Raw genomic sequence first — 24,911 nt, 5'->3', positions numbered from 1 at the left:
CTTTACCGGCCACGCCTTTAAAAACCTGTTGGTAAATCGGTTTTATCCAGGGGGGATTGCCCTTATAATTTTGCCACCCTAACCCGCATGGAGACTCTGAAAAATGGCTGCCGCAAAACATTGCAAACTCTTAATTCTAGGTTCCGGCCCGGCCGGTTACACCGCAGCCGTTTACGCCGCGCGCGCCAACCTGAATCCGGTGATGATCACCGGCATGCAGCAAGGCGGACAATTGACCACCACCACCGAGGTGGACAACTGGCCCGGCGACGTCGAAGGCCTGCAAGGCCCTGACTTGATGGAACGTATGCGCCTACATGCCGAACGCTTCAATACCGAAATCATTTTCGACCATATTCATACCGCCGATCTGTCCAAAAAGCCGTTCACGTTGACCGGCGATGCCGGTGTCTATACCTGCGACGCGTTGATCGTCGCCACCGGCGCTTCGGCTAAATATCTGGGCCTGCCGTCAGAGGAATCCTTCAAAGGTAGAGGCGTTTCCGCCTGCGCCACTTGCGACGGTTTCTTCTACCGCAACAAACCGGTCGCGGTGATCGGCGGCGGCAATACTGCTGTGGAAGAAGCGCTGTATTTGTCCAACATCGCCTCCGAGGTGATTGTGGTGCATAGACGCGATAAATTCCGCTCCGAGAAAATCTTGTCGGATAAATTGATCGAAAAATCCAAATCCGGCAATGTGCGTATCGAGTGGAACCATCAACTGGACGAAGTATTAGGCGACGAAATGGGCGTGACCGGCCTGCGCATCAAAAACAGCCAGGACGGCTCGACCAAAGACTTGGATGTGCATGGCGTATTCATCGCCATCGGCCACACACCGAATACCGATATTTTCGAAGGCCAATTGAAAATGGAACATGGTTACATCGTCGTCAACAGCGGCATCCACGGCAATGCCACCGCCACCAGCGTCACCGGTGTATTTGCTGCCGGCGACGTGATGGACTCGCATTACAAACAAGCCATCACCTCGGCGGGTGCCGGCTGCATGGCCGCTTTGGATGCGGAAAAATATCTGGACGAATTGTTTGGTTAAAATTTTGTCTCGCGGGTTATGGCCACCTTTCGCCGTAACCCGTCACTCATTCAATCTCTAAGAAGCTGTTTAAAAACGTCGCGAGCTTGTTCATGACCAGTTGAAAAAACGCGACCCGAAGCGATGGATTCGCGTAGGGAACGGTACATCTGGCCCGTAGGGCGAGTCCCAGGGACGGGACAAGTCAAAACCGGAGCGTACCTGGAGTACATGAGGATTTTGAGCGATTTTTCAACACAGTGATGGACAAGCGTAGCAGTTTTTAAACAGCTTCTAACCCCGATTCTTGCAATACGCCCCCTCCCGACCTGCGCATTAACCCGCCAGAAAGGCGGACCTCCCTAATCGCAACCCCGACCAAGTATTCGCAGCATACGATCATGCTAAATTTAATCATACATCTGCCCGGCAAATTTGCGCTTATCGGCTGCTTGCTATTGGCGCATTTGCCGGCATTGGCCGACAGTTCGCCGGTGCGAATTGGGATATTGGCCTATCGCCCCAAACCACAAACCCTGGCACAGTGGCAACCGCTGGCCGAGGTATTGCATCAAGCCATCCCTGAGCGGAATTTTAGCGTTGAGGCCTTGAGTTATGCCGAACTAGAAGCCGGCGTGGCCGATCAAAAATTGGATTTTGTGCTGACCAACCCCGGTCATTACGTACAAATTAGCTATCGATACGGTTTATCGGCGCCGTTGGCCACCTTGGTTAACCGCGAAAACGGCCGGTCGCAAGCGGTGTTCGGCGGCGTGATATTTTGTCTGGCCGCGCGCAACGATCTGGACACACTAAGCAATATAAAAGGCAAAACCGTCGCGATTACCGGCCGAGAATCCCTGGGCGGTTACAAGATGCAAGCCTACGAACTCGCCCAAGCAGGAATCGACCTCAACGAGGACGCCAAGCTGATAGAGACCGGCATGCCGCACGACTTCGTGGTGGAAGCGGTATTGTCCGGACGAGCCGATATCGGCCTGGTACGCACTGGCGTATTGGAGAGCTTGGCAAGCACCGGTAAGCTTGATCTAAAACGCATCAAAATTCTCAACGATCAAAAATCGCCGTCTTTTCAGTTTTTATCCACTCGCCAGTATCCGGAGTGGTCTTTTGTGGCGATGCCGGCAATTGATCGCGAATTGGCAAAACGGGTGGCCGGCACTTTGTTATTGATGGAAGCAGATCGCATACCCGGTATCGAAGGCTTCACGATCCCGGTCGATTACCATCCGGTGGAATATTTGCTGCAAAGCTTGCGGGCCAAACCCTTCGACACCACGCCGCAGTTCACTCTACACGACATCTGGCAACGCTATTCCATACCGATATTGACACTCGGCTTCAGCGTTTTTTTAATTTTGCTGCTGAGTTTGCGTCTGTTAGCCCTGAATCGTTATCTGGCCGCCAAGCGGCGGAAAATGCGCGAACAAAATATTCGCTTGCAAGACAGCGAATACCGCTGGAAATTCGCGCTGGAAGGGGCCGACGAAGGGGTATGGGATTGGGACATTGTCAGTGGCGAAGTGTTCTTCTCGCCGCGCTGGAAATCGATGATAGGCTACCAAGCCGACGAGTTTGAGAATACTTTCGACGCCTGGCGGGACAGTCTGCATCCGGACGACAGAGAACGAGTGCTGACCAAACTCAACGATTACTTAGCCGGCCGGAATCCCCTGTACTGGGTGGAGTTTCGCATGCGCTGTAAAGACGGCGGTTATAAATGGATCCTGGCCAAAGGCATGGTAGTCGCCAAAACGCCGACCGGTAAACCGCAACGCATGCTGGGTACCCATGTCGATATCAGCGAACATAAACAAATCCAAGAAGACTTGCAGCAAAGCCATGACGCGCTGTTACGCTCCAACATCGATCTGGAACAATTCGCCTACAGCGTTTCCCACGACATGCGCCAGCCGCTGCGCATGGTAGCCGGACATTTACAGTTTCTAGCCCGTAGTCTGCAAGATTCGCTCGACGACGACCAAACGCAAAATTTGACCTATGCACTGGAAGGCGCCAAGCGCATGGATGCGATGATTATCTCCTTGCTGGAGTATTCGCGGGTGGGGCGCAAGACCCAACAAAAAGACTGGATCGCCAGCAGCGAATGCCGCGATGAAGCGTTAAAGTTCATCCAGCCCTTGGCGGCGCAATACCAAGCGTATATCGATTGCCGTGGCGAATGGCCGATGCTGTGCGCCAGCCGCGACGAATTGAGCCGCTTGCTGCAAAATCTATTGGTCAACGCACTCCACTATCACCAAGCCGGCCAAGCACCGCAAATTGAAGTACTCTCCCAAATCGACGACGATTTATGGCGACTCAGCGTCCGCGACAACGGCATCGGCATCGATCCAAAACAGTTCGACCGGCTCTTCCAGTTTTTCAGCCGTTTGCAAGCGCGTAACCGTTTCGAAGGCACCGGCATGGGCTTGGCGCTGTGCCGGCGAATCGTCGAACATCACGGCGGCAAAATTTGGGTTGACTCAGCTGGCGAAGGCCAGGGTTCATGCTTTACCTTTGAAATACCGCTGGTTCAACCGCCCGCAACCGACCCCTCATCGACATGAACACCATGGATAAAAGCTCGGTAGTTAGCATGCTTCCTTCGCATCCGTCCACGCTTAAGAAGCGCCGTCGATACGGTCATTGGCTGACAGCCACGGTATTGGCTATCACCTTGCTGACCAGCTATCTGGTCTGGCTGGCCTCCGAACACAGCCTTGAACACGAGCGCCAAATTTACTTCGATTTTCGGGTACGGCAGTTACTGCAAAACATCGAGCAACGCCTGCAGGCTTGCGAACAAATGTTATACGGCGCGCGCGGTTTGTTCGCTGCTTCGCAGACCGTCGATCGCGACGAATATCGGCAATATATCTCGTCGCTCAACCTCGACCAACGTTATCCGGGCATCCAGGGCGTGGGATTTTCCTTGTTGATTCCTAAAGCCGAAAAAGACCGCCATGTCGCAGACATGCGCCATCAAGGCTTCGCTGATTACGAGATTCATCCGGCCGGCGAGCGGGATATCTACACCTCGATTATTTTTTTGGAACCTTTTAGCGGTCGTAATCTGCGCACCTTCAGTTACGATATGTTCTCCGAGCCCATCCGCAATCAGGCCATGAGCTTTGCCCGCGACCACAACCGCGTCAGCATTTCAGCCAAGGTCACGTTGTTGCAGGAAACCGAACGGGATTTGCAAGCCGGCTTCTTGATGTATCTGCCGGTCTATAAAAATAAGCAGCCGCATGAAACGCTCGACGAGCGCCGCGCCCATTTGCTGGGCTGGGTGTACGCGCCGTTCCGCACCCAGGATTTGATGACTGGCATCGGCGGCGAGCGCGAAAACGATTTACGGCTTGAGATTTTCGACGGCGAGCAAATCGGCGAAGAAAACCGCACATACGGCTCGGCGCCGATTCAAGACGCACGGCAGGTACTGACTTCGCGCCAGCAAATCGTTATCGCTTCTCATCCCTGGACGGTTTTAATTCATGCCGAACCGGATTTTCAAGCGCGGGTAGCGAGTGATAAACCTTTGATCATCGCCGGCAGCGGCATCAGCCTCAGTCTGTTGTTGAGTCTGCTCACCTGGCAATTGGTAAACGGCCGCAGCCGCGCGCTGACTTTGGCCGAAACGATGACCACGGAATTGCGCGAAAGCGAAAATCGTTTCCGCGCCCTGGCTGATTCGGCGCCGGTGCTGATTTGGCTAGCCGGCCCGGATAAACTCTGCTACTGGTTCAACAAAGTCTGGCTGGATTTCGCCGGTCGCAGCATCGAACAGGAAATAGGTAATGGTTGGGCGGAAGGCGTCCATCCGGACGATTTTGATTTTTGTCTGCGCCATTACATCGAGCATTTCGATCAGCGCCGCCCATTTAGCATGGAATATCGCCTTAAACGTCACGATGGCGAATACCGCTGGTTACTCGACAATGGCATACCTCGCTACGCGGACAACGGCGAATTCGTCGGCTACATCGGCTCCTGCATCGATATTACCGAACACAAGCAAGTCCGAATCGCGCTGGAAAACAGCAACGCCGACCTTAGCCGTTTCGCAGAAATTTCCGCCCATCATTTAATGGAACCAACCAGGCGCTTTACCAGTTTTACCCAACGTCTACGGCGTTCGCTGAGCCAATATCCGGACGCATTGAATGACGATAACATCAACACCAGCCTGCAATTCCTGGAAAAAGACGCACTGCACTTGCATGGCCTGGTCCGCGACATTCAACTTTACATCACAGCCAATCAAGCCCGCGATAGTGTTGGTCTGGCAGACGCTAAAACGGCAGTGGAAGCAGCCGTGCGAAAACTTGCCGATAAAATCGCTGACGCCAGCGCGATCATCGACATTACCGAACTGCCCAGGGCCTATATCGACCCTCCCCGTTTAGTGGAACTATTTAGTCTATTAGTGGAAAATGCGCTGCTGCACGGCCGACCCAACAACCCCGAGGTACCGCTACGCATTGAGATCAGCGGCGTTTCCGACCAGTCGGTAAGTCGTTATTATGTCCGCGATAATGGTACAGGCATTGATCCGGAATATCGGCAACGCGTGTTCGAAATATTCGAGCGCTTGAGTTATCACAACGGCAAAGCCGGCACCGGTATCGGTTTGTCGATTGCGCGGCGTATCCTTGCCAGTTGCCAAGGCAAAATTTGGATCGAAAATGCAGCCCAGGGCGGCACTATCGCAGTGTTCGAACTACCCAATATCGAGAGTAAACACCATCATGAAGAATAATCTCCAGCCGCTGTTCGATGTGCTGCTGGTCGAAGACGAACCCGCCGATGCCCATCTGATCAAAATGAGCTTCAAGGAAAATCAAGTGCCCTGCAAGCTGCATCATGTCTACGACGGTATCGAGGCTATGGCATTTTTACAGCGGCAAGGCGATGTCTATGCCGATGCACCCCGCCCGGATTTGATTTTGCTGGATCTGAATATGCCGCGCATGAACGGCCGCGAGTTTCTGGCAAAAATCAAAACCGAGTCGACGCTAACCAATATTCCGGTCATCGTGCTCACCACTTCCGATATCGAACGCGACGTGGCCTCGACCTATAGCCTGGGCGCCAACAGTTACATTACCAAGCCGATGGACGTTGAACAGTTCATCGAGGTGGTTCGGCAAATCGAAGGCTATTGGTTCAATGTGGTGCGCTTGCCCGCCAAGGTCGAAAAATGAACTTTGCAACAAGTTGCCGCGTATTGCTGATCGAAGACGAACCCAGCGATGCTAGTCTGGTTCGTCAATATCTAAAAGCCTCGCGGCATTTCCAGTTTGAGTTGATCTGGACGGAAAGTCTGGCCGACGGCATTCTCGCCTTTTCCCAGCAAAACATCGATGTCGTATTGCTAGATTTAAGCCTGCCGGATTCGCAAGGACTGGACACCGTCCTGCATATTCGCAAAGCCGCCTGTACGCTGCCCATTATCGTGTTAACCGGCCACGACGATACCGAATTTGCATTGCAGGCGCTGGATTGCGGCGCCCAGGATTATCTGGTGAAATCGGACATCGATACCGCCGGCCTGGTTCGAGCGATCCGCTATGCGATGAGCCGGGCCAGCCTGGAAAGACGGCTTTATGAATCCGAACAGAGGATGAGCCTGGCCTTGCAAGGCGCCGAACTGGGCTTGTGGGACTGGCATATTCCCAGCGGCAAAATGATTTCCAACGGACTCTGGGCAAAGATGCTGGGTTACGCGCCAGACGAGATCGATACCCATATCGACAGTTGGGCCGTGCTGGTGCATCCCGACGACTGGCCGACGATACAGGCCGCGCAGGAGCCGCATCTACGCGGCGAAACCGAGTTTTATTCGGCGGATTATCGTCTAAAGCATAAACTGGGACACTGGATTTGGATACACAGCGCCGGCCGAGTACTGGAACGAGATAGCCACGGACAAGCGATACGCGCGGTCGGCATTCATCAAAACATTAGCCAGCGCAAAGCCTCGGAATTGCGCGACCATTTATTGGTTTCCGCACTGGAAACGGTTGAGCATGGCGTGGTGATTACCGACATCGATGCCCACATCGAATGGGTCAATCAAGCATTCGAAACCTTAACCGGTTTTAACCGAAACGAAGTGATCGGCTTGCGGCCCAACGAGTTGGTCAAATCCGGCGAGCAAAATCCAAACTTTTATCAGGAATTATGGGCAACCATCCTCGCCGGCACGACCTGGCGCGGCGAAATTGTCAATCGCCGTAAAAATGGCGAACTGTATATCGAAGAACTGGTGATCACGCCGGTCAAGGATCAGCAGGGTTGCATTCGCCATTTCGTCGGGGTTAAACAGGATATCAGCGAACGCAAGCAGATACAGACTGAACTCTGGGAACTGGCCACCACCGATGGCTTAACCGGCTTTTTGAATCGCCGCCATTTCATGACCCGTCTGGAAGACGAATTCGCCCGAATACAGCGCAATAGCCAGTACCGGGTAGCGATATTGATGCTGGATCTGGATCATTTCAAACAAGTTAACGACAATCACGGCCATCAAGCCGGCGACGCCGTACTACAGCAATTTGCCGATATTATTCGCGAAGAATTACGCAAGATCGATGTGGTGGGCCGGCTGGGCGGCGAAGAGTTTGCGATTTTTCTGCCGGATGCCGATACCGAATCGGCGCAAGTGTTTGCGGAACGCTTGCGCCAAAAATTGGCCGATACACCGCTGACTATCAATGAACAGACGATCGGCACTACCGTCAGCATCGGCATTGCGTTAATGGATGCCGACAGTATCACGGCTGACAGCGTGTTGATCCAGGCCGATCAGGCCCTATATGCGGCCAAGGAAAGCGGCCGAGACCGGGTGCGAATATGGTCTTGATAGGCGTTCAAGCGTCCTGAACATAAAACTGGTTGGAAAAATCTATGTAGATGTCCACGCTATCGCCTCGTCGGCGATCCCGTACGCGTTTATCGATGATTTCTTGCGACACGGCAAGGCCATCATGCCGGCGATCATTCTCGGCCTCCCTATCTTTGTAGCGTCTGACCAAAACCTCGCGGTTGTCGAACAGCAAACCGTTCAGATTCTTGATCGCCCGAATGCCCGCCTCATCGGAATCAACCTGTACCAGACCATGATGCTCCAACTGATTGGTACGCTTATCGCGGATCACCATTACCTCGGCCTTCAATACACGCCCGGCGCCACCGTTTAAGTCCTCGCCAAGCGCCAGCGCAACATAATCACGCAATTCATTTGGACGGGTAGTGGCAGGGATATTTCTTAAAAAAAGGATCATGGGAATTAGGCGAATGATATGGGCTTACTATTTTAAATAAACGGACATGTTAACTTTAGATATAAGCAATGGGAACTTTTAAAAGTGCGCCATTCCCACGGATGCGGGAGCGAGGTGATTTTGAATATTCAGAGTACCGCCAGTCCGCTAAAATCTTATCGTTTGCCAACTGTCCGGACAAGGGAACCATCAGCAAAAACCAGACTGACCGCTATTCGGCCAATATCTACCCGATCTGCAAACCCATGAAAATTAATTCTGTATCAGCACGGCAAACACTTGCTTAATCCTCGAGATCTTTTCTTTTCCTCAGGGCATAGCGAATTACCATGATAGACTACTCATCCGGGATTCATAGTTGCTACGCAATCCCTGATCTTCCGGATGAAAGTCGAGATCGCACTGTCGATCCGTCCTCTGCTCCAGCATTTTTCCCCATCGAGACACTTAATGCCATTTTCCAATCTCGGTTTATCCGAGGCTTTATTAAAAGCAATCGCCGATTCCGGCTACACCACACCCACTCCGATTCAAGCTAAAGCCATACCCGCCGTTTTAACCGGACGCGATTTACTGGCCGCCGCCCAAACCGGCACCGGCAAAACCGCTGGCTTTACCTTGCCGATTTTGCAGCGCTTGGCGCAAACCGACTATGGCCGCAATCGCCCGGTACGCGCATTGATTTTAACCCCGACCCGCGAACTGGCCGCCCAAGTCAGCGAATCCGTACTGAAATACGGCGCACATCAACAGCCGCGTTTAAAATCGGAAGTGGTCTTCGGCGGGGTGAAAATCAATCCGCAGATGATGCGTTTACGTGGCGGCGTCGATATTTTAACGGCCACACCCGGCCGACTATTGGACTTGGTCAGTCAAAATGCCGTCAAGCTGGATAAAGTTGAAATGTTGGTGCTGGACGAAGCCGATCGCATGCTGGATATGGGTTTCATCAAAGATATCCGTAGAATTCTGGCCTTATTGCCTAAAAAACGCCAAAACCTGCTGTTTTCGGCGACATTTTCCGCCGACATCCGCAAACTGACCAGTGACCTGCTGGTAAATCCGGTCAAAATAGAAGTCGCCGTCGAAAACGCCACTGCCGACACGATAGACCAGCTCGTGTATACAGTAAATAAAACCGCCAAAACAGCTTTGTTGACCCATCTGGTTAAAACCAAAAACTGGCAACAAGTGCTGGTGTTTACCAGCACCAAACATGGCGCCAACAAGCTCACCGAAAAACTCAACGTCGCCGACATCAAAGCGGCCGCCATTCACGGCAATAAAAGTCAAGGAGCCAGAACCAGTGCCTTGGCCGGCTTTAAAGCGGGTGACATTCGGGTGTTGGTAGCCACCGATGTGGCAGCACGCGGGATCGATATCGCTCAGTTGCCACATGTGGTTAATTTTGAGCTGCCGCGCTCTTCAGCCGATTATGTGCACAGAATTGGCAGAACCGGGCGCGCGGGGCAAAATGGCCAAGCGATTTCTTTGGTATCCCAGGACGAATATCAAGCCTTGAGGCTGGTTGAAAAACTGATAGGGGCGCAAATACCTCGTGAGCAGATAGCAGGCTTTAGCTCCCTATAGAACGTCCAGTCCCAGCTGGCGCTTAAAAAACAGCGTTACGCGGGACTAAGCGGGACTAAGCGACGCACCCGACATTCTCAACAGAAGTCGTGCTGCGTCGCTAAACCGTTATTGATCTGAAAAACAGCATCATCGTCAGCGGATATAAGCAATTTTCAACACGATGTTTCGAGTGTTGTCGGCCCAGATAAGCTCATGAATATCAAACTCATTGGCACATTGCCTATCCTCGTCAGCTAATTTAATACCCAGCTTGTTGAGCTTGAAATGGGCTGTATCGATACGCAACAGCTTGGCGGGAATTGCCAGATAATCATTCAAGGTACTCAAATAAACTTCCGGGTTAGCCAGGCTTTTAAGCCGCGACTCGTAGGCATGATCCCCAACATTGCAAGCTTGAGCGGCAATACACGATGCCATTTCCTGCTTAATCAGCGCCACAATACGATCAAACAAATATTTTTTCAGCGCCATGTTCAGCTCCGCGTGACTGGCACAAGGCGTGTGCAGTTTGTGTGAAGAAAAATTGACCGATTGTTGCGATACATCGCGCACCAACATCTCACCCAGCATACCAATGCCCAGTATAGATTTTTCGGTTTTGCAGGCTGTCAGCAGTGCGTAGACGACCGGCATTTGACACTGACTGTGAACGCGAAAATAGGCGTCCGTATCGGCATTGGTTTTAAATAGTCTATCGATGTCGGCCGCGTTGACGAACAGCGCGTTGACTAACGGGTTCGATCTAAAAGCATCGTGATTAAGGTCAACCGGCTCAGGAATCTGGTCGGCGACCGAGAGTATATGGCGATACAGCGCACAAACATGATCCCGTAGCTTTTCGACGTAATCGTCCGCGGCTCGCATCTTACTGTTTGCCGCATCGACGAAATTTTCGATGACCCGCTTGTCATCAGCCGTTAACAACGCCTCGTCTTCAGCGCGACCATGATGACCCAGACTGCTCACCAGAATTTGCAGATGATGTAACTGATCGTCGAAAAACGATCTTAAATTCTTAGCACCCTCTGATCTTCTATTGTCGTTCATGGCCTATCTTGACGGTTTATCGCCAGACACTCAAATATTATGCTTTTACAAAGGCCGGCATTTCGTTTAGCGGGATATAAAAAACGCAGATACAGATAAATTATCCAAGGTTTTTAAGTATTTAACCCAAGCAAAAAAAATCCGGCTCGAGGCCGGATTTGAGGGAGGAAGTTATTGCACTGAACATCTCTGCAATAGACACATATTATCAGGGTATTCTTATATTAGAAATGCGACATATTGTCGCGCGACCTATTGCCGTCAATATATCCATTCCCGGCAAAATAGTTTCTCAACGGCTTTGCTTATCTGGCAGGTTGTTTCAGCCTTTTCTTTTGATAACCATAACGTCTCTGAGCTTCTTAAACTCCTTCGCATCGAAGCCCGTGGCGACGCCTCGCGATTCGGCCTGTCTAATGACTTGCTCAGCCTTGTCAAACTCATCAAGGGTGATAAATAAATAGGCTTTTTCGGCGTAAAAATACATTCTGTCCGGCGATAATTCGAGGGCTTTATCGAGGGCCGCAAACGCCTGATCAGTTTGCCCTTGATTGAAATAAACCTTAGCCTTAATAAGATACATCACCGGTTTATCAAAATTCTGCTGCATCAAAGTAGCGTCGATCCATTCCAGCACATTGGCAGCTATTGTTTTGCATTCGTAATCACCATTGATTAAACAGGTCGCCGCCGTGCGAATCGAATCCATGGTGCGCAATGGATGGGATTTATCGGAAGCCCGCCGCACGATCTCCCGATGCACCAGGTTTTTTAAGGTTTGCATATATTGACCATCCAGAACCAATGGATCGTCATATCGACTGGGCAGAGCGATGTCTTTCTTGTCTTGGGAAGCATCATGAAAATATATCAATCGGTTCAGTTCATTGAACATTTCGATCAACGTCGATACTTCAAAGGTATTAAGCTGCGAGGCAATCAAATAATGCTGATAAGTTTCCGCATTAGGTCCTTGCTTCAACTCAAGACTATTGGCATAGGCGCTATTAGCGCGCACCGACGTAGGATGATTACGGACTTCAAAATAGCTAAAGCTATCCAGATTCGACCAGATCGCGGCTCTGGTATGAGTAGCCAAGCCCAGACTGATAACAATGCAAACGTATAACGTGTTAAGCAAACTGTTACTAATTCGCGTGGCAAGCGACTCATACAACAATACCACCACGAGTATCACGACACCTATATTCGGCAAATAATTACGATGTTCGTAGATTAGTTCCAATGGAAAAATACTGGATTCCATGCTCTGGCCGACAAAAAACCACAGAATCGCAAAATTCAAAAACGGCGTTTTTTTGCGCCAGGTATTGATGATCGCCACAGCGATCAAAGCAAATACGCCTGCTATCGATAATAAGGTACTAATTGGCTGGAGCAGCCCCTTACTCAAAGTGAAGTCGTCATGCGCCAGACTGAGCTGGGTGTTGTCTGGATACAGCAACAAACCCAGGTAATAAAACAATACCCGAGCTTCGGTCATCAACCGTTCCGCCAAGGTAAAATCGCGGGTGAGATAACCTCCCAGCACATATTCGGGATGCCCTAGCAAGAAACCCACACCTAGCAGCACCGGAACCGCCACCGTCACTGCGTAATAGGCATAAACTCTATTGCGAACTGCTCCCTGCGAAATAGTAGGCAGCAAGGTGATCTCGCAGACAAAAATCAACAAGGGCAGCAGCAAGGCATTTTCCTTGGTCAACGCCCCCAAAGCCGTCCCCAACAGACAACCAGCAACCATCAATGCAATACCACCAAGTTTATTGCATTGCAGCCTGCCCTTCAAAAACATTAAAAACCCGCCCAACATAAACAAGCAGGACATGCTGCTCATTCTCTGAACCACATACAATACTGAGGTTAGTTGTAAAGGGTGCAATGCCCAAATCAATGCGGAGACGAAAGCTAATTGTTGCGCGGGATAACGTGGAGTAGCGACAGCGAATAGCAAACGGCTCAAGAAGAAAACCAGAAAGCTATTAATAATGTGGATGCCGATATTGGTCAGCTTGAATGCGGTCGGGTTGAAATGCTGATCAGCAAAATAATAGTTTAGCGCGAAGCTCAGGCTGGCTAGTGGACGTTTGAGTGGACCGCTAGTATTACCGCTCCAGGCGGAAGCTAATTCATGGAAATTGAGATGTTCAAGCAGAACACCATTGTTATCGATAATATTGGGATAATCATCCGCCACAAACGGACCGTGACGACCCGGCAAATATATGATCAATATCAAAACTGCAAGCAATAACAATTTCAGACAGTTCGAGTGACGTAAAAGCTTGAATAGTGGGTTAAACCAAGTCATCATTTTCGATTACTAAATTACCATCAAAACAAAAGGGGCCCGAAGGCCCCTTTAACTACTGGTTAAAACAAATATTATGATTTTGGTCTATATTTTTGATCCATTGTACCCCCTGTTGTACCGGTTGGAACTGTCCATTGCATTCCTGCCCCTTCTGTGCATCGACCAGAATAAATCACAGTTCTCCCAGCTGGCACAGGCCCACCAAGCGTTCTATAGGTGATAGTGATTGTCGCGGTAGGATTGGTAGCAAAAGATGCAGCGGTCACCCCAACTGAAGCGACATATTTACCTGTAATGGCTGTGCTGGTACTAAGGCCAAAAGATGCATTTGTCTGAGCACCCGCTGCCGTTCCCGTAGCTCCCATACCCAAAGTACCATCACTACATGCAACACCGCCCGCAGTTATGGCTGGCGACGCTAAACTTGGACCTTCGGACACTTTGGATTTAATAGTATAATCTTGGTAAGCCGGAATCGCGATGGCTGCCAAGATACCGATGATCGCGACCACGATCATCAATTCGATCAAGGTAAAACCTTGTTGTAGTTTTTGCATTTGCTTGTTCATAACTGCCTTCCTTTATGATTGATGGGTTGAAAACTCCCCAAGTTATGATCAATTAACATGCCAACTTTTCGTTAGCCGCTAATCTACCTCAAAACCAGCCCATCTCCTCAGGTAACTCAAGGTTTTTGTCGAGACACACTCCTATCTGAACCTAGAAAACCAGACAAACCACCCCATTCAAACCCAAAGCACAACGCCATTTTTGCCAAAAACTGACGTTTTTTGTCACCTAGAGGAACGTTTCGCGCGCCCTCCCGCAAATCATCAATACAAAAATCTCTACAAACCTTTTCCGACAAACCATAACTCCAGCATCATCAATATCCAGATTAACTCACCGTAATAGGCGGCATGAATGGTTTGATGCATATGGATGGCGTGGTCCAAGAACTCCGGCTTAAAGAAACCACGTTTTTTTAAGCCCTGAATGGCACCATAAGCCAGCTCCTTCAAGGGCTGATGATCCCTTAGCCAAACCCCGAAAGGCAATCCAAACCCGTGCTTAGGTTTGTTGATAATCCGTTCCGGCAGAAAATCCGCCATGGCTTGTTTGTAAAACCAACGCAGTTTTTGGCCGCGCAATTTGTCATGAGAAGGAATCCGGCAGGATAAATCGATCATTCGCCTATCCAGCAAAGGGTAACAGACCTCGACACCGGCCATTTCGCACATCCTGTTAACTTTAACCAAATCGTTATCGTGCAGCGTACTTTTCCAATCCATATACAGCATACGATTCAAGGTACTGACATTTTCAGGCCGATGATAAGTGTCTCGGAGCTGTTGTAACGGCACGCCCGTGTCGATTTGCGCTAAAAAGTCAGCCTGAAAAATATCGGCGGCGGCATGCCGGTGCAAAAAATTGTAATCCTGTAAGCGATCGGGCATAGCCGCATTAGCTTGTTCTATATAGCGCTTGGCCTTAAACGGTAACTTTTGTTTGGCAAGTGCATTCGGCAAGCTATTTAACACTGCTTCGAGCCCGGCACTGACAAAACTCGGCAAACGGTGGTAATTATCGAACAGCATCTGTTTGGCATAGCGCTCGTTGCCGGCAAAGATTTCGTCGCCACCATCGCCGGCCAACAAGCGGTTAACACCGTGCTCCTTGGCTAATTTGGCGCAATAGTAAGCGGCCAAAGCCGAAGAGTTACCGAACGGTTCGTCATAATAAGCTGCAATAGCCGGCACTGCATTGACGGTATCTTCAGGCGTCACGTAATACTCATGCTGGCGCGTTTTAAAATGCTGTACTGCCAGATTGGCATATTCGATTTCGTCGTAACCCTCTACCTTAAATCCCATCGAAAAAGTTTTCGCTTTCCCTGGAAATACCTTTGCCAGCGCCCCGGCAACACTAGAGCTATCCAGACCGCCACTGAGAAACGCACCGGTGTATTCTTCGGTATCGACCATGCCTCTGACTGCATCGATCAATGCCTGCTGCAACTCCTGCCCCGCTTGCCGCAAATCGCAAGTTTGCTCGGTAAACTCCGGCAACCAGTAACGCTTGATGCTTAGCTGCCCGTTCTGATAAATCAAGCATTGGCCACCTTCCAGCTTTTTGACTTGCTGATAGATAGTGCCTGGGCTAGGACAGTGACTGAGATAGATGTAATCGAAGATAGCTTGCGGGCGAATGGCATTACTGACTTGCGGATGCCTCACCACAAAATCGGCACTGGAGCCAAAGACTACACCGTCCTCGATTTCCGCATAATAGATGTGGCTAAGACCAATAGGGTCGGTTGCTAACACCAGTCTTTGTCGCTCGAAATCGATGAGCACTAAAGCATCCGCCTCGGGCAAACCAATTAAAAAATCCGCGCCCTGATTTAAATAAGCATCCAGTAAATGCTGCTGGCGATCCGGTCGCGAACCGGATTGGGGCGTTAACAGCACTGCCCCTGCGCTCTGCCGAACATCGCTTGAAGCGCTTGCCAATGCATACCACTGCCCTTGCAGATAATTCGGCGCAAAATCTGTCGCCACCATCCGCTCCAGCACCCGGCTAGCGCCTTCATTTTGGAGATCGCCTCCTATCCATCCTACAAATTTCGTCATCGTTGTTATTTTTGATTAGGGCTTGACGTGACTGATCACATACCGGAATTTGCCTGAACGCTCCTTGGGAATGTAATCGGTATATTCAATATTGACGGCAACCGCTTGACCTAAACGCTTTTTAAATTCACCGACGATCTTTTGTTCGAAAGCGGCTTGATATGCGGCTGTTTTAACGATTTGTACCGTGGTTTTATCCAAACTGTCCTGGGTGATTTTGAATGCGTCAACGCCTTCCAAATCGCGCAACACGTAAATCAGCGCCAGGCCATGCAATACCGTACCGTCCTGAGCCACCACAAAGTCCGTGGTGCGGCCCTGGATGTCCTCCAGCACCGGCAAGCCACGGCCACAGCTACAGGTTTTATCGGACAAAATACCCATATCGCCAGTACGGTAACGGATAAACGGAAAATCGCGGGTCGCCAAATGCGTTACCACGATCTCTCCAAGCTCTCCATTAGGCAAAGGCTGGCCTTTTTTATCGACAATCTCGACGATAATATCTTCGGCGGTGATATGCATACTGCCTTGCGGGCATTGGTGAGCTATAAAACCGGCATCGCGACCGCCATAGCCATTGGCAACCGGGCAAGCGAATACACTTTCTATCTTGGCCCGCTGATGATCGTATAGCCGTTCCGAAGTCACGAAAGCGACCTTGATCCCGAGATTATTTAAGGCGACGCCCCGCTTCTCGGCATGACTGGCGATATGCGCCAATGCGGACGGATAACCGAATAGCATCTTCGGACGAATTTCTTGAATTTGCCGGATAAAACCATCCAGTTTTTCCGACGACATTTCGAAGGCCGGAATCAGATGCGTACGGAGTAATTTATCGCGCAACAAGCGAATTTTATCTTGAGCACCCAATTCAATAGGCGAGCCCCAAATCACGGCTTCCGGATCGCCGATATCGACGCCCCACCAGCGGGTTGCCCGCCATTTTGCCGCCACATCGTGGCTGACCCTTCGATTACCGATGTAAAAAATCAGCGGTTCACCACTGGAGCCGCCAGTATTGAAACGCGCTAAACCTTGGGCATCGTCGGCTTTCATCTCGGCGAGATGTTGTCTGATTTCTGGCTTACTCAACAAAGGCAAAGCGGCTAATGTTTGCAAGCTATCGATGCTGGCCGGATCAAAACTCAGGTTGGTAAACAATTGCCGATAGTACGGCACATGCGTTTGAACATCGATCAAGAAAGCCCGCAGATTTTGCAATTGCAATTGCCTGATTTCCTCGGGCTTGAGCCATTGGCTACGTTCCATGCCGCGCCTAACCTCGACAGAAGTATGCTTTTTTAACGCCTCGTGAAGCGGAAAAATCACCGTTGAACAAAAAGACGTATAAAAGCTCATCACTCCACCAGTTTCTTGAATTCAGCCAACAAAATATCCACCCGCTTATCCCAAGCGTTATCAGCCGCATAATTAATTATAGCCTGCCGATCCCACTGTCGTTGCAAGGCATTATCAAGCGCTAGCAATAAGGCATCCGCATTCCCAAACGGCACGATACTGCCCAGCGTTTCATCAGCAACCACCTCGCGATTGCCGCCGACGTCGGTGCTAATCACCGGCAAGCCGCAAGCCATGGCCTCCAGAAACACGTTGGCCCAACCTTCGTTGGCAGTGGCCAAAACAAATAGATCGGCGGCCGATAATGGGCCATGCAATTGCTCGGCGGGCAGCGCCCCTAGAAAGCGGACATGTTGACCGAGATTAAGCGTTTCAACTTGTTGCTCCAAGCGACTGCGAATATTGCCTTCCGGGCTGGCGCCGCCGACGATCAAGTATAGCAATCGTGGATATTTTTCGATTAATGCCGGCAGAATTTCGATCACCCGATGGAAACCTTTTCTATCGACCAATCCGCCGACCGAAATCAATACCTGAGCATCTTCGGGAATTTGCCAATGTTGCCGGGCCAACCTCTTATCGACAGGAAAAAATTTTGCGGTATCGATGCCGTTACCCACCACCCGGATTTTTTCGGCATCGGCACCCAAATTAACCACATGTCGCTTTAAGGAATCCGATACCGAAAATACTCGGGCGGCATTATTTAGTGCTTTCAATAATCGTTGCCGACGACTGGGAGTTTTAGACAATGGCACTTCTGTACCACGCAACGTGATGGTTACCGGCACCTTAAACCATCTGCCGAGTAAGGTGGCCGCATAGCCATCCGGATAAGCGAAGTGGGCATCAATCAAATTAAACGCAAAGCGCTTTTTTAATCGATAGCAAATCGCCAAGCTACCTAGCGCCATAAAAAAACCGTCCCAAGACCGCCCCATCCCAGGTATTGATAAAAAGCGCGGAAAATACACAGAGATACCGTCTTGATCTTCGTATTTATCCGGTTGCGGCCGATAATCAGGTTTAAACCATTGAATCAGGCCTTGCAATGGAAACCAGGGAACCGGCGAAATGACCACCAAAGGGCAATGACGAGCCACTTTGGACATACGCTCGCGAATAAAAACGCCAGCGTTAGGCCTGACCCGACTGGGATACAAAGAACTGAAAACAATCAGTCTTGGCGAGTTATCTGCCATCTTTACCCGCCATTACCCTGCCGTAAACAGCTTGATAATGACTAACGCTTCGCCGCCAATTGCGCTCTTCTTCGACATAGCGCCTACCGGCTTGCCGAACTTGCTCCCATTGATCTTGCTGATTGAGCGCCGCCAACACCGCTTGCGCCAACGCTGTTTTATCTCCGGCTTTGAACAGATAGCCGGTTTCCCGGTTGCGAATCAATTCGTGATGTCCGCCGACATCCGACGCCACCAACAATCGGCCTTGGGCCATCGCTTCCAGCGGCTTCAAAGGGGTCACCAAATCGGTTAAGCGCATCGCCAAGCGCGGATAAACAAAAATATCGACTAGATTGTAATAGCGCTGCACTTGATCGTGAGCGACGCGTCCGGGAAGAATGACCCAATCCTGCAAGCCCAACTCCTCAATTTTCTGCACGATTTGCTGCTGTTGCGGCCCGCCGCCCACTAACAACAATCGCACATCAGGTTGCTGTTCGATAATCGCCGGCAAAGCATCCAACAGCAGCAGCAAGCCTTCATAAGCATAAAAAGACCCGATAAAGCCGAGTACAATTTTGCCGCTCAAACCCAATTCGGCCTGCAAATCGGGCTCGGCGGCTTCGCCATAGGTAAACTTATCGATATCGACGGCGTTGGGAATCACGGTAATTTTTTCTGCGGCGACTCCGCGCCCGATAATATCTCGGCGTAAACCTTCGCAAATAGTCGTGACAGCGTCGGCATGCTTAAACACGTGTGTTTCCAAAGCCTTGGTCAATCGGTAACGCAAACTGCCTTCTTGAGTGGTACCGTGATCGACGGCCGCATCCTCCCAAAATGCCCGGCATTCGTAAACCAACGGCAACCCATATTTTTTGGCCATTTTTAATGCCGCAAACCCATTCAATGCCGGCGAATGGGCGTGCAAAATATCCGGCTTGATCTGCGGAATGATTTCATCCATTCGTTCCGCCAAAGACTGCACGATGGCCCACTGATTTAAAACAGGTAATTTTGCCGCCAAACCTTGCGGGATGACGGATCGATAAAAGGTTAGCCCATCTATGGTTTCGATGGGCGCTTCCGCGACTTGATGTTTAGCCGATGTGACGTGAAACGTCTCCCAACCCAGTTTGCGTTGTTGTTCAAGAATGGCGCGGGTACGGAAAGTGTATCCGCTGTGCAAAGGAATGGAGTGATCCAATATGTGTAATATCTTCATGTCGAAACAAGTTCAGTCTATTTTCGATCCTGGTAGTTTGCCGTTCTCGACCGAACTATCACAGATTAATGTTGTTCTTTACCAAACAGCCGTATCCAAGCCTTTCTCGATAAATGTGGAATAAGCAAGTGTAACGGCATTCTTAGATAATGCGAGCGCATATACAACATCCAACGCGCAACAGCAGTCCATTGATCGTCGCAACTAGGATGATCCGGCATCAGTGCCCTTAAAAACAATGCATCCATCAAAATCATATTCCCGGTAATATCGCCAGCCTTTTCCAGCTTCCGCAGTGCGTTGCTCAATCCTTGGACATTGAGAATTAGTTGAAGATAGCGCAAAGCATAATAAACTGGCTTTTGTAATCCTAGCTGCCAAGCCCTATCAACCAACAATAATCGAGTATCGTCATCAAGCACAATCACCAATCTTTCCAAATCGACTAGATCACGCAGCCCGTGCTCAAACTCCCCGTCATAAAATAAATGGGTCGCACTGTGAATGATTCTATCCAGCGGTGATAGCACTTTGAAACCGCTATCATCCCCCACCAACTCTACCGCAGATTCCAGCAACATCCCTGGATCAGGGCAGGCAAATGCAGTTCTAGGCAGAATATTATGGTGTAAATCGATGACGCTGCCACGCTTTACATGCCTTAGCGGCGGAATTTCGTGCATCCATTGTCTGTAGTATTTTTGATCATACGTGTTGGATTCCTCGCTAAGCCAGCCATTTAGCATCAACTGCTTCTCAAATACCGGGATAGCATCTAAAGGCACCATCAAATCGATATCAGAAAATAATCGCCCTTTATAGGGGGGTAATTGCGCGGCAGCATAAGCCGCCCCTTTTAACAACACGGGAGAGCCCGCAAGACCGACTAAAGCTTTCTTTAAGCGATTAATTTCCCAGAGAAAATCTCGGTACTGTTTATCAGCTTTAACTTTTGCCGACTCCAGATGCCTCATGACTCCTACGGGTAATTGACCGAGCAAATTTTCCTGCTCGGCACGATAGTAAAGCGTCCCTATTAACTTGGCTCGCGCCGCCTGACGAACAAGTAAATCCCACTGCCGGGCATTAAGCGTTGCCAACGATTGCTCAGCCCTTAAAATCTGCACCAATAAGGGCTGGCTAGAATTCATTCGGTCTTGCCAATTTGTTAAAAACTGTAATTGCTTCATCCAACTGACTGTAGCAAAAATCATAGCATTGGGCGTTTTCAACAACTTGTTTCAATATGCCGAAACTGACACTGCCAAGATGGCTAAAATTGAATGCGTTATCGGCGATAGCCATAAAAGACTGGCCTTTAGCCTTTGGAATTATCTGAGTTGCGGCATTTTCTTGGTATTTTGGAAATACGATCCAAGCAACCGGGCATTCAACTGCTTGCATTTGAATGCTACTTTCCGGCGGCTTCAGATGCGAGACACTCCCCTTCAAGGTGTCGGAAGACACCAAACCCATAATCGCGTCAGGATAACGATCCCTAATAACCTGGATAGATTGGTTTTTTAAGCCGATCGGCCTAGGAATGGGCACAGCGTTTGCGCTCTGCAAATTGATCAAGGTTAATTCGTCCGACAGCAAGCGCCAACCTTCCAGAACCAGGGAAGCGCAAAGCGTGCTCTTTCCAGAACCCGGAGGTGCGGGCAAAACGACAGCAAAGCCATTTTTTTCAATTACCGCCGCATGAATAATAAGATAGGTGTTAATTTGCGTGGAAACGCACCAATTCATGCCCCATTCGAGCATGGCGGTTGCGTGGTGGACTGGAAACGGATTGAAAATAATCTGATCATCCAGAAAAAACTGGGCCTGTCTATGCCACAGCTTTCTGAATAAATTAGGCGGCCTTACTGCAATGTGAAAATCAAAAAATGCGGTATCCGATTCATCAATCGAACATGCCAGTCCTGAATAAAGTCTGGCAAGATTCTGAACGACGGAGGGTATCTTGGTGTGAACTAAAAATCTGATCGGCCCGGAACTTATCACCAGACCAGAATCGGCCAAATGCTTGGCGAAATCGTCCCCGCAATGGTTGGCAGCTATCACTGTAATTCTGTGGCAATTAAATCTTTTTCAATCAGGCTTTCCAATAGGGACATCACAAATGCTTCAACCTGCAGACTGTCTTCAAAACAATTTTTAGTCAGTTCGATCAGGTCGTTGTCGCTGAATCGATGATTTGCCAAACAAAAAGCCAATATATCCTTTGCCACATCGCTGAATAAATAAGTATCTCCCGATTGACGATGACTCAAAACAACCCCGTCATCCCAAACCGCAGAGTCTATGGGAACAGCCCAACTAAAATTCACAACTAGGGTGTACAGCTACTATAAAAATTTTGATACTCGGTGAGGCTCGCAGCAGGTGCGCTACCACCAATACCCGGCAGAAAATAACTGGGAAATGGTTCCAGGCGGTTATTCATCAGCGAAGCGATCCAATATGCCACCACCGAATTAGAGTTATTTAACGCAGTGTATAAAGTCAAGGTACTGTTATTTGAAAGATCTTGGCTCCACGGGCAGGCAGTCTTGGCTAAAATAATCCATCCAGCACTTTCAGCGTTCGTTACCTCATCCAAGTCTTTCTGTCCAGGCCAGAGTGGAGGGCTATCAATTGAGTCATAATCATCATTGCTAGTTCTATACGTAACCTTCCGATACGGAAATGTAGTAGTACTTGGAGTCGGCCATGTCCCAAGAGCAAACCATTGATTGGGTTTCAACCACTTAGCATTTGCCTGAGAAGTTACATGCGAAGCAGCCGCCCAAGCCGAAGCAAAACCTGACTGAGTACATTGATCTGTCGCCCATGCCGACCGGTTGGCTAGCGTCAATACTGCTGGCACCACAGCGGAACTCAATTTTGCAAACGAACGTCTTGAATGATCTACTACTCGCTTGCCATCACTGCTTTCATCAGTCTGAATCATATCTTTGTCTTTGACAGTCATAACACGACACCCCAAAAGTTTGAATTAACTCACACTCTAGCAAAACTTTTTGTCACAGTCTATTGCACCCTTGTTCAATATTGTGATTTAAAAAATTCTTGCATCTCAAATGGTGGAAATTTGTTGGCCTAAACTTTCAACTAGCACAAACTCTGCGCCGAACACCATACCAATAACCACCATTAACCCTAGGCAGCCGAACTTGCTGTAAAAATATAGCCTGGCATTTGGTGATAATTAAGCATCGACATATCAACCAAAATCGCTACAAACTGTCTTAACGCAAATCCCTTTTAGCTTCTTATCCTAGAGCCCATTACGCAAAAACGCTTCAAACATCAGTAGCGACCAAATCGCCGCACTGTAATCGCGCAGCCCGGACTGGTGTTGGCTGACCAGATGATGCAAATAAGCCTCATCGAACCAACCGGTACTTCGCAGGGTTTCGCCTAGCAAGGCCTGCTGTACGCGCTGCTTTAACGGCCCTCTAAACCAGCTGCTCAATGGCACTGCAAATCCCATTTTGGGCCGGTAAAGAATATCATTGGGCAAATAAGGTTCCAACGCTTTCTTAAAGAGATATTTACCTTCCCGGCCATGTAGTTTCAAATCGGGCGGCAAGGTTGCCATCCATTCCACTAGCTTGTGATCCAGCAGCGGCACCCGCACTTCCAAGGCATGCGCCATGCTAGCCCGGTCGACTTTAGTCAGAATGTCGCCAGCCAGATAAGTTTTCAAATCCAGGTATTGCACCATCGATAAGGGATGATCCGGCGCTTGCCGGCTATAGCGGCGGAATACCTCGATAGCCTGATACCCCTGCAACTCGCTTTTCAAGCTATCGCTAAATAATTGGCTGCGCATACCGTTGGAGAGTACTGATACGCTGTGAAAATAACCGGCCATCGAATCTCGACCAATGGATTCCAAGGTAGTTTTAGCCCGCAATACCTTTGGCGCCCAATCCAGCTTGGGATAAACCCGGCCTAAAGTCGAGAACAAAGGCACACGCAGGGCATCGGGCAGCAATGCTCTCATTCGCTCTTCATATGTATGCCAGCGATAACGCCGATAGCCGGCCAGATTTTCGTCGCCACCATCGCCGGACAACACCACCGTCACCTGCTTCTTGGCCAATTCGCAAACCCGATATGTCGGCAGTGCCGAACTATCGGCGTAAGGCTCGTCGTACAAACCGGACAGCTGATCGATCAGACTAAAGTCGTCGGGATCGACTTGCTCGACACGGTGCGCGGTGTGGTAACGCTCGGCCACTTGAGCAGCGAATTGCGCTTCGTTAAATTTCGGGTCGCCGAACGAAATCGAGCAAGTATTGACCGGATCTTTGGATAATCCAGCCATCAATGCCACTACGCCGCTGGAATCGACGCCGCCGGAAAGGAAGGCTCCCAGGGGTACGTCGGCCACCATTCGAATTTTAACAGCCTCGCGTAAGCGCTCGATCAACTCTTCGCCTGCTTCGGCGGCCCCACCCACCGAAGTGGTCTGGAACTTAACATCCCAATATTGTTTTGGGCGATAAGCATTCTGCCCGCGCTTGATCGTCAGACAATATCCCGGTTCCAGCTTGTACACACCACGGTAAATAGTCTTGGGATCGGGAATATAACCAAAGCCGAAATAGTCTTCGATTGCGGTAGCATCAACCTCTTTAGGCAACAGCGGATGTTGTTTCAAGGCTTTCAGTTCGGAACCGAAAATGAATTGACCATTGCTTAACTCGGCGTAAAACAGCGGCTTCACGCCCAAGCGATCGCGGGCTAAAAATAAAGTCTGACTGGACCTGTCCCAAATCGCAAACGCAAACATGCCGCGCAGACGCTCGACGCAAGACTCGCCCCAAACCTGCCAGGCATACAGAATCACTTCGGTATCGCAATGAGTCCTGAAGCTATATCCCAATGCTTCCAATTCTTCGCGCAATTCCGGAAAGTTATAGACCTCGCCGTTATAAGTCAGTACCACATTACCGTCTTGACTATGCATCGGTTGCTGGCCGCTCGACAAATCGATAATGGACAACCGGCGATGACCAAAGCCCAAACCGGGTTCAGTATGCATGCCGCCTTCATCGGGTCCGCGATGAAATTGGGATTCGTTCATCCGCGACAACAAATTTCGGTCTATTTCACTAGCACCTGTAATATCGAAAATACCGACTATGCCGCACATATGA

Annotated in this window: 20 protein-coding genes; 7 read left to right on the top strand and 13 right to left on the bottom strand. The window is 49.9% G+C overall.

The annotated features are described in order from the left end of the window. The first annotated feature begins 103 nt into the window (after positions 1–103). The 5 genes from trxB (at position 104) to QZJ86_RS05180 (ending at position 7,934) form a co-directional block, all read left to right on the top strand. A complete protein-coding gene (gene trxB / locus QZJ86_RS05200; protein ID WP_301937017.1) occupies positions 104–1,060 on the top strand; it encodes a thioredoxin-disulfide reductase in 957 nt (318 codons plus the stop codon). Between the two features lie 380 nt (positions 1,061–1,440). Then, on the top strand, positions 1,441–3,630 hold the full coding sequence (locus QZJ86_RS05195) for a PhnD/SsuA/transferrin family substrate-binding protein (RefSeq protein ID WP_301937015.1): 2,190 nt from the start codon (positions 1,441–1,443) through the stop codon (positions 3,628–3,630). Between the two features lie 29 nt (positions 3,631–3,659). After that, positions 3,660–5,825 (top strand): CHASE domain-containing protein, encoded by a 2,166-nt coding sequence (locus tag QZJ86_RS05190; RefSeq protein ID WP_301937014.1) that lies wholly within the window; start codon positions 3,660–3,662, stop codon positions 5,823–5,825. After that, entirely contained in the window at positions 5,815–6,270 is a 456-nt protein-coding gene (locus QZJ86_RS05185; protein ID WP_301937012.1) for a response regulator, read from the top strand. Before QZJ86_RS05190 ends, QZJ86_RS05185 begins: the two co-directional genes overlap by 11 nt. Then, positions 6,267–7,934: a diguanylate cyclase gene (locus tag QZJ86_RS05180; RefSeq protein ID WP_301937010.1), complete on the top strand. Its 1,668-nt coding sequence runs from the start codon at positions 6,267–6,269 to the stop codon at positions 7,932–7,934. Before QZJ86_RS05185 ends, QZJ86_RS05180 begins: the two co-directional genes overlap by 4 nt. Before the next feature lie 7 nt (positions 7,935–7,941). On the opposite strand, the gene QZJ86_RS05175 is transcribed toward QZJ86_RS05180, so the two are convergent. Next, complete coding sequence (locus QZJ86_RS05175; protein ID WP_301937008.1) at positions 7,942–8,355, bottom strand: RNA recognition motif domain-containing protein; 414 nt, start codon at positions 8,353–8,355, stop codon at positions 7,942–7,944. Positions 8,356–8,423: 68 nt separating this feature from the next. Between QZJ86_RS05175 and QZJ86_RS05170 the strand changes: the two genes are divergently transcribed. Together QZJ86_RS05170 and QZJ86_RS05165 are read left to right on the top strand one after the other, a co-directional pair. Next, complete coding sequence (locus tag QZJ86_RS05170) at positions 8,424–8,642, top strand: hypothetical protein (RefSeq protein WP_301937007.1); 219 nt, start codon at positions 8,424–8,426, stop codon at positions 8,640–8,642. A 163-nt stretch (positions 8,643–8,805) separates the two neighbouring features. Beyond that, positions 8,806–9,945, top strand: coding sequence for a DEAD/DEAH box helicase (locus QZJ86_RS05165; RefSeq protein ID WP_301937005.1), 1,140 nt, complete (start codon positions 8,806–8,808; stop codon positions 9,943–9,945). Between the two features lie 135 nt (positions 9,946–10,080). Here QZJ86_RS05165 and QZJ86_RS05160 read toward each other — a convergent pair whose 3' ends face one another. The 12 genes from QZJ86_RS05160 to QZJ86_RS05105 all read right to left on the bottom strand — a co-directional run bounded on the left by QZJ86_RS05160 (position 10,081) and on the right by QZJ86_RS05105 (position 24,907). Next, positions 10,081–10,995, bottom strand: coding sequence for a hypothetical protein (locus tag QZJ86_RS05160; protein ID WP_301937003.1), 915 nt, complete (start codon positions 10,993–10,995; stop codon positions 10,081–10,083). Positions 10,996–11,317: 322 nt separating this feature from the next. Beyond that, positions 11,318–13,249: a hypothetical protein gene (locus QZJ86_RS05155; RefSeq protein ID WP_301937002.1), complete on the bottom strand. Its 1,932-nt coding sequence runs from the start codon at positions 13,247–13,249 to the stop codon at positions 11,318–11,320. A 152-nt stretch (positions 13,250–13,401) separates the two neighbouring features. After that, on the bottom strand, positions 13,402–13,899 hold the full coding sequence (locus tag QZJ86_RS05150; protein ID WP_301937001.1) for a pilin: 498 nt from the start codon (positions 13,897–13,899) through the stop codon (positions 13,402–13,404). 279 nt (positions 13,900–14,178) lie between these two features. After that, positions 14,179–15,963, bottom strand: a complete 1,785-nt coding sequence (locus QZJ86_RS05145) for an asparagine synthetase B family protein (protein ID WP_301937000.1) — start codon at positions 15,961–15,963, stop codon at positions 14,179–14,181. A gap of 15 nt (positions 15,964–15,978) precedes the next feature. After that, positions 15,979–17,238, bottom strand: coding sequence for a phenylacetate--CoA ligase family protein (locus tag QZJ86_RS05140; protein ID WP_301936998.1), 1,260 nt, complete (start codon positions 17,236–17,238; stop codon positions 15,979–15,981). An 89-nt stretch (positions 17,239–17,327) separates the two neighbouring features. Continuing rightward, positions 17,328–18,530 carry a glycosyltransferase gene (locus QZJ86_RS05135; protein WP_301936997.1) on the bottom strand — a complete coding sequence of 401 codons (1,203 nt, stop codon included), beginning with the start codon at positions 18,528–18,530 and terminating at the stop codon, positions 17,328–17,330. Further along, the gene (locus tag QZJ86_RS05130) at positions 18,520–19,737 is read right to left on the bottom strand and encodes a TIGR04063 family PEP-CTERM/XrtA system glycosyltransferase (protein WP_301936995.1); all 1,218 of its coding nucleotides are present in this window, start codon (positions 19,735–19,737) and stop codon (positions 18,520–18,522) included. Before QZJ86_RS05130 ends, QZJ86_RS05135 begins: the two co-directional genes overlap by 11 nt. 65 nt (positions 19,738–19,802) lie before the next feature. Continuing rightward, positions 19,803–20,927, bottom strand: coding sequence for a nucleotidyltransferase domain-containing protein (locus QZJ86_RS05125; RefSeq protein ID WP_301936993.1), 1,125 nt, complete (start codon positions 20,925–20,927; stop codon positions 19,803–19,805). After that, positions 20,878–21,804, bottom strand: coding sequence for an HprK-related kinase A (locus QZJ86_RS05120; RefSeq protein WP_301936991.1), 927 nt, complete (start codon positions 21,802–21,804; stop codon positions 20,878–20,880). Before QZJ86_RS05120 ends, QZJ86_RS05125 begins: the two co-directional genes overlap by 50 nt. Continuing rightward, positions 21,801–22,070 (bottom strand): hypothetical protein, encoded by a 270-nt coding sequence (locus tag QZJ86_RS05115; protein ID WP_301936989.1) that lies wholly within the window; start codon positions 22,068–22,070, stop codon positions 21,801–21,803. Before QZJ86_RS05115 ends, QZJ86_RS05120 begins: the two co-directional genes overlap by 4 nt. Before the next feature lie 2 nt (positions 22,071–22,072). Then, a complete protein-coding gene (locus tag QZJ86_RS05110) occupies positions 22,073–22,714 on the bottom strand; it encodes a hypothetical protein (RefSeq protein ID WP_301936988.1) in 642 nt (213 codons plus the stop codon). Between the two features lie 306 nt (positions 22,715–23,020). Continuing rightward, entirely contained in the window at positions 23,021–24,907 is a 1,887-nt protein-coding gene (locus tag QZJ86_RS05105) for an XrtA/PEP-CTERM system amidotransferase (RefSeq protein ID WP_301936987.1), read from the bottom strand. Positions 24,908–24,911: the final 4 nt, after the last annotated feature.

The organism is Methylomonas montana (assembly GCF_030490285.1).
Classification (GTDB): Bacteria; Pseudomonadota; Gammaproteobacteria; order Methylococcales; family Methylomonadaceae; genus Methylomonas; species Methylomonas montana.
This window is presented reverse-complemented; position numbering and strand designations above follow the sequence as displayed.

Bases quoted from the DNA above. Each gene is read 5' to 3' on its own strand.
- trxB (WP_301937017.1), top strand. From the start codon at position 104: ATGGCTGCCGCAAAACATTGCAAACTCTTAATTCTAGGTTCCGGCCCG.
- QZJ86_RS05195 (WP_301937015.1), top strand. From the start codon at position 1,441: ATGCTAAATTTAATCATACATCTGCCCGGCAAATTTGCGCTTATCGGC.
- QZJ86_RS05190 (WP_301937014.1), top strand. From the start codon at position 3,660: ATGCTTCCTTCGCATCCGTCCACGCTTAAGAAGCGCCGTCGATACGGT.
- QZJ86_RS05185 (WP_301937012.1), top strand. From the start codon at position 5,815: ATGAAGAATAATCTCCAGCCGCTGTTCGATGTGCTGCTGGTCGAAGAC.
- QZJ86_RS05180 (WP_301937010.1), top strand. From the start codon at position 6,267: ATGAACTTTGCAACAAGTTGCCGCGTATTGCTGATCGAAGACGAACCC.
- QZJ86_RS05175 (WP_301937008.1), bottom strand. From the start codon at position 8,355: ATGATCCTTTTTTTAAGAAATATCCCTGCCACTACCCGTCCAAATGAA.
- QZJ86_RS05170 (WP_301937007.1), top strand. From the start codon at position 8,424: ATGGGAACTTTTAAAAGTGCGCCATTCCCACGGATGCGGGAGCGAGGT.
- QZJ86_RS05165 (WP_301937005.1), top strand. From the start codon at position 8,806: ATGCCATTTTCCAATCTCGGTTTATCCGAGGCTTTATTAAAAGCAATC.
- QZJ86_RS05160 (WP_301937003.1), bottom strand. From the start codon at position 10,995: ATGAACGACAATAGAAGATCAGAGGGTGCTAAGAATTTAAGATCGTTT.
- QZJ86_RS05150 (WP_301937001.1), bottom strand. From the start codon at position 13,899: ATGAACAAGCAAATGCAAAAACTACAACAAGGTTTTACCTTGATCGAA.
- QZJ86_RS05145 (WP_301937000.1), bottom strand. From the start codon at position 15,963: ATGACGAAATTTGTAGGATGGATAGGAGGCGATCTCCAAAATGAAGGC.
- QZJ86_RS05140 (WP_301936998.1), bottom strand. From the start codon at position 17,238: ATGGAACGTAGCCAATGGCTCAAGCCCGAGGAAATCAGGCAATTGCAA.
- QZJ86_RS05135 (WP_301936997.1), bottom strand. From the start codon at position 18,530: ATGGCAGATAACTCGCCAAGACTGATTGTTTTCAGTTCTTTGTATCCC.
- QZJ86_RS05130 (WP_301936995.1), bottom strand. From the start codon at position 19,737: ATGAAGATATTACACATATTGGATCACTCCATTCCTTTGCACAGCGGA.
- QZJ86_RS05125 (WP_301936993.1), bottom strand. From the start codon at position 20,927: ATGAAGCAATTACAGTTTTTAACAAATTGGCAAGACCGAATGAATTCT.
- QZJ86_RS05110 (WP_301936988.1), bottom strand. From the start codon at position 22,714: ATGACTGTCAAAGACAAAGATATGATTCAGACTGATGAAAGCAGTGAT.
- QZJ86_RS05105 (WP_301936987.1), bottom strand. From the start codon at position 24,907: ATGTGCGGCATAGTCGGTATTTTCGATATTACAGGTGCTAGTGAAATA.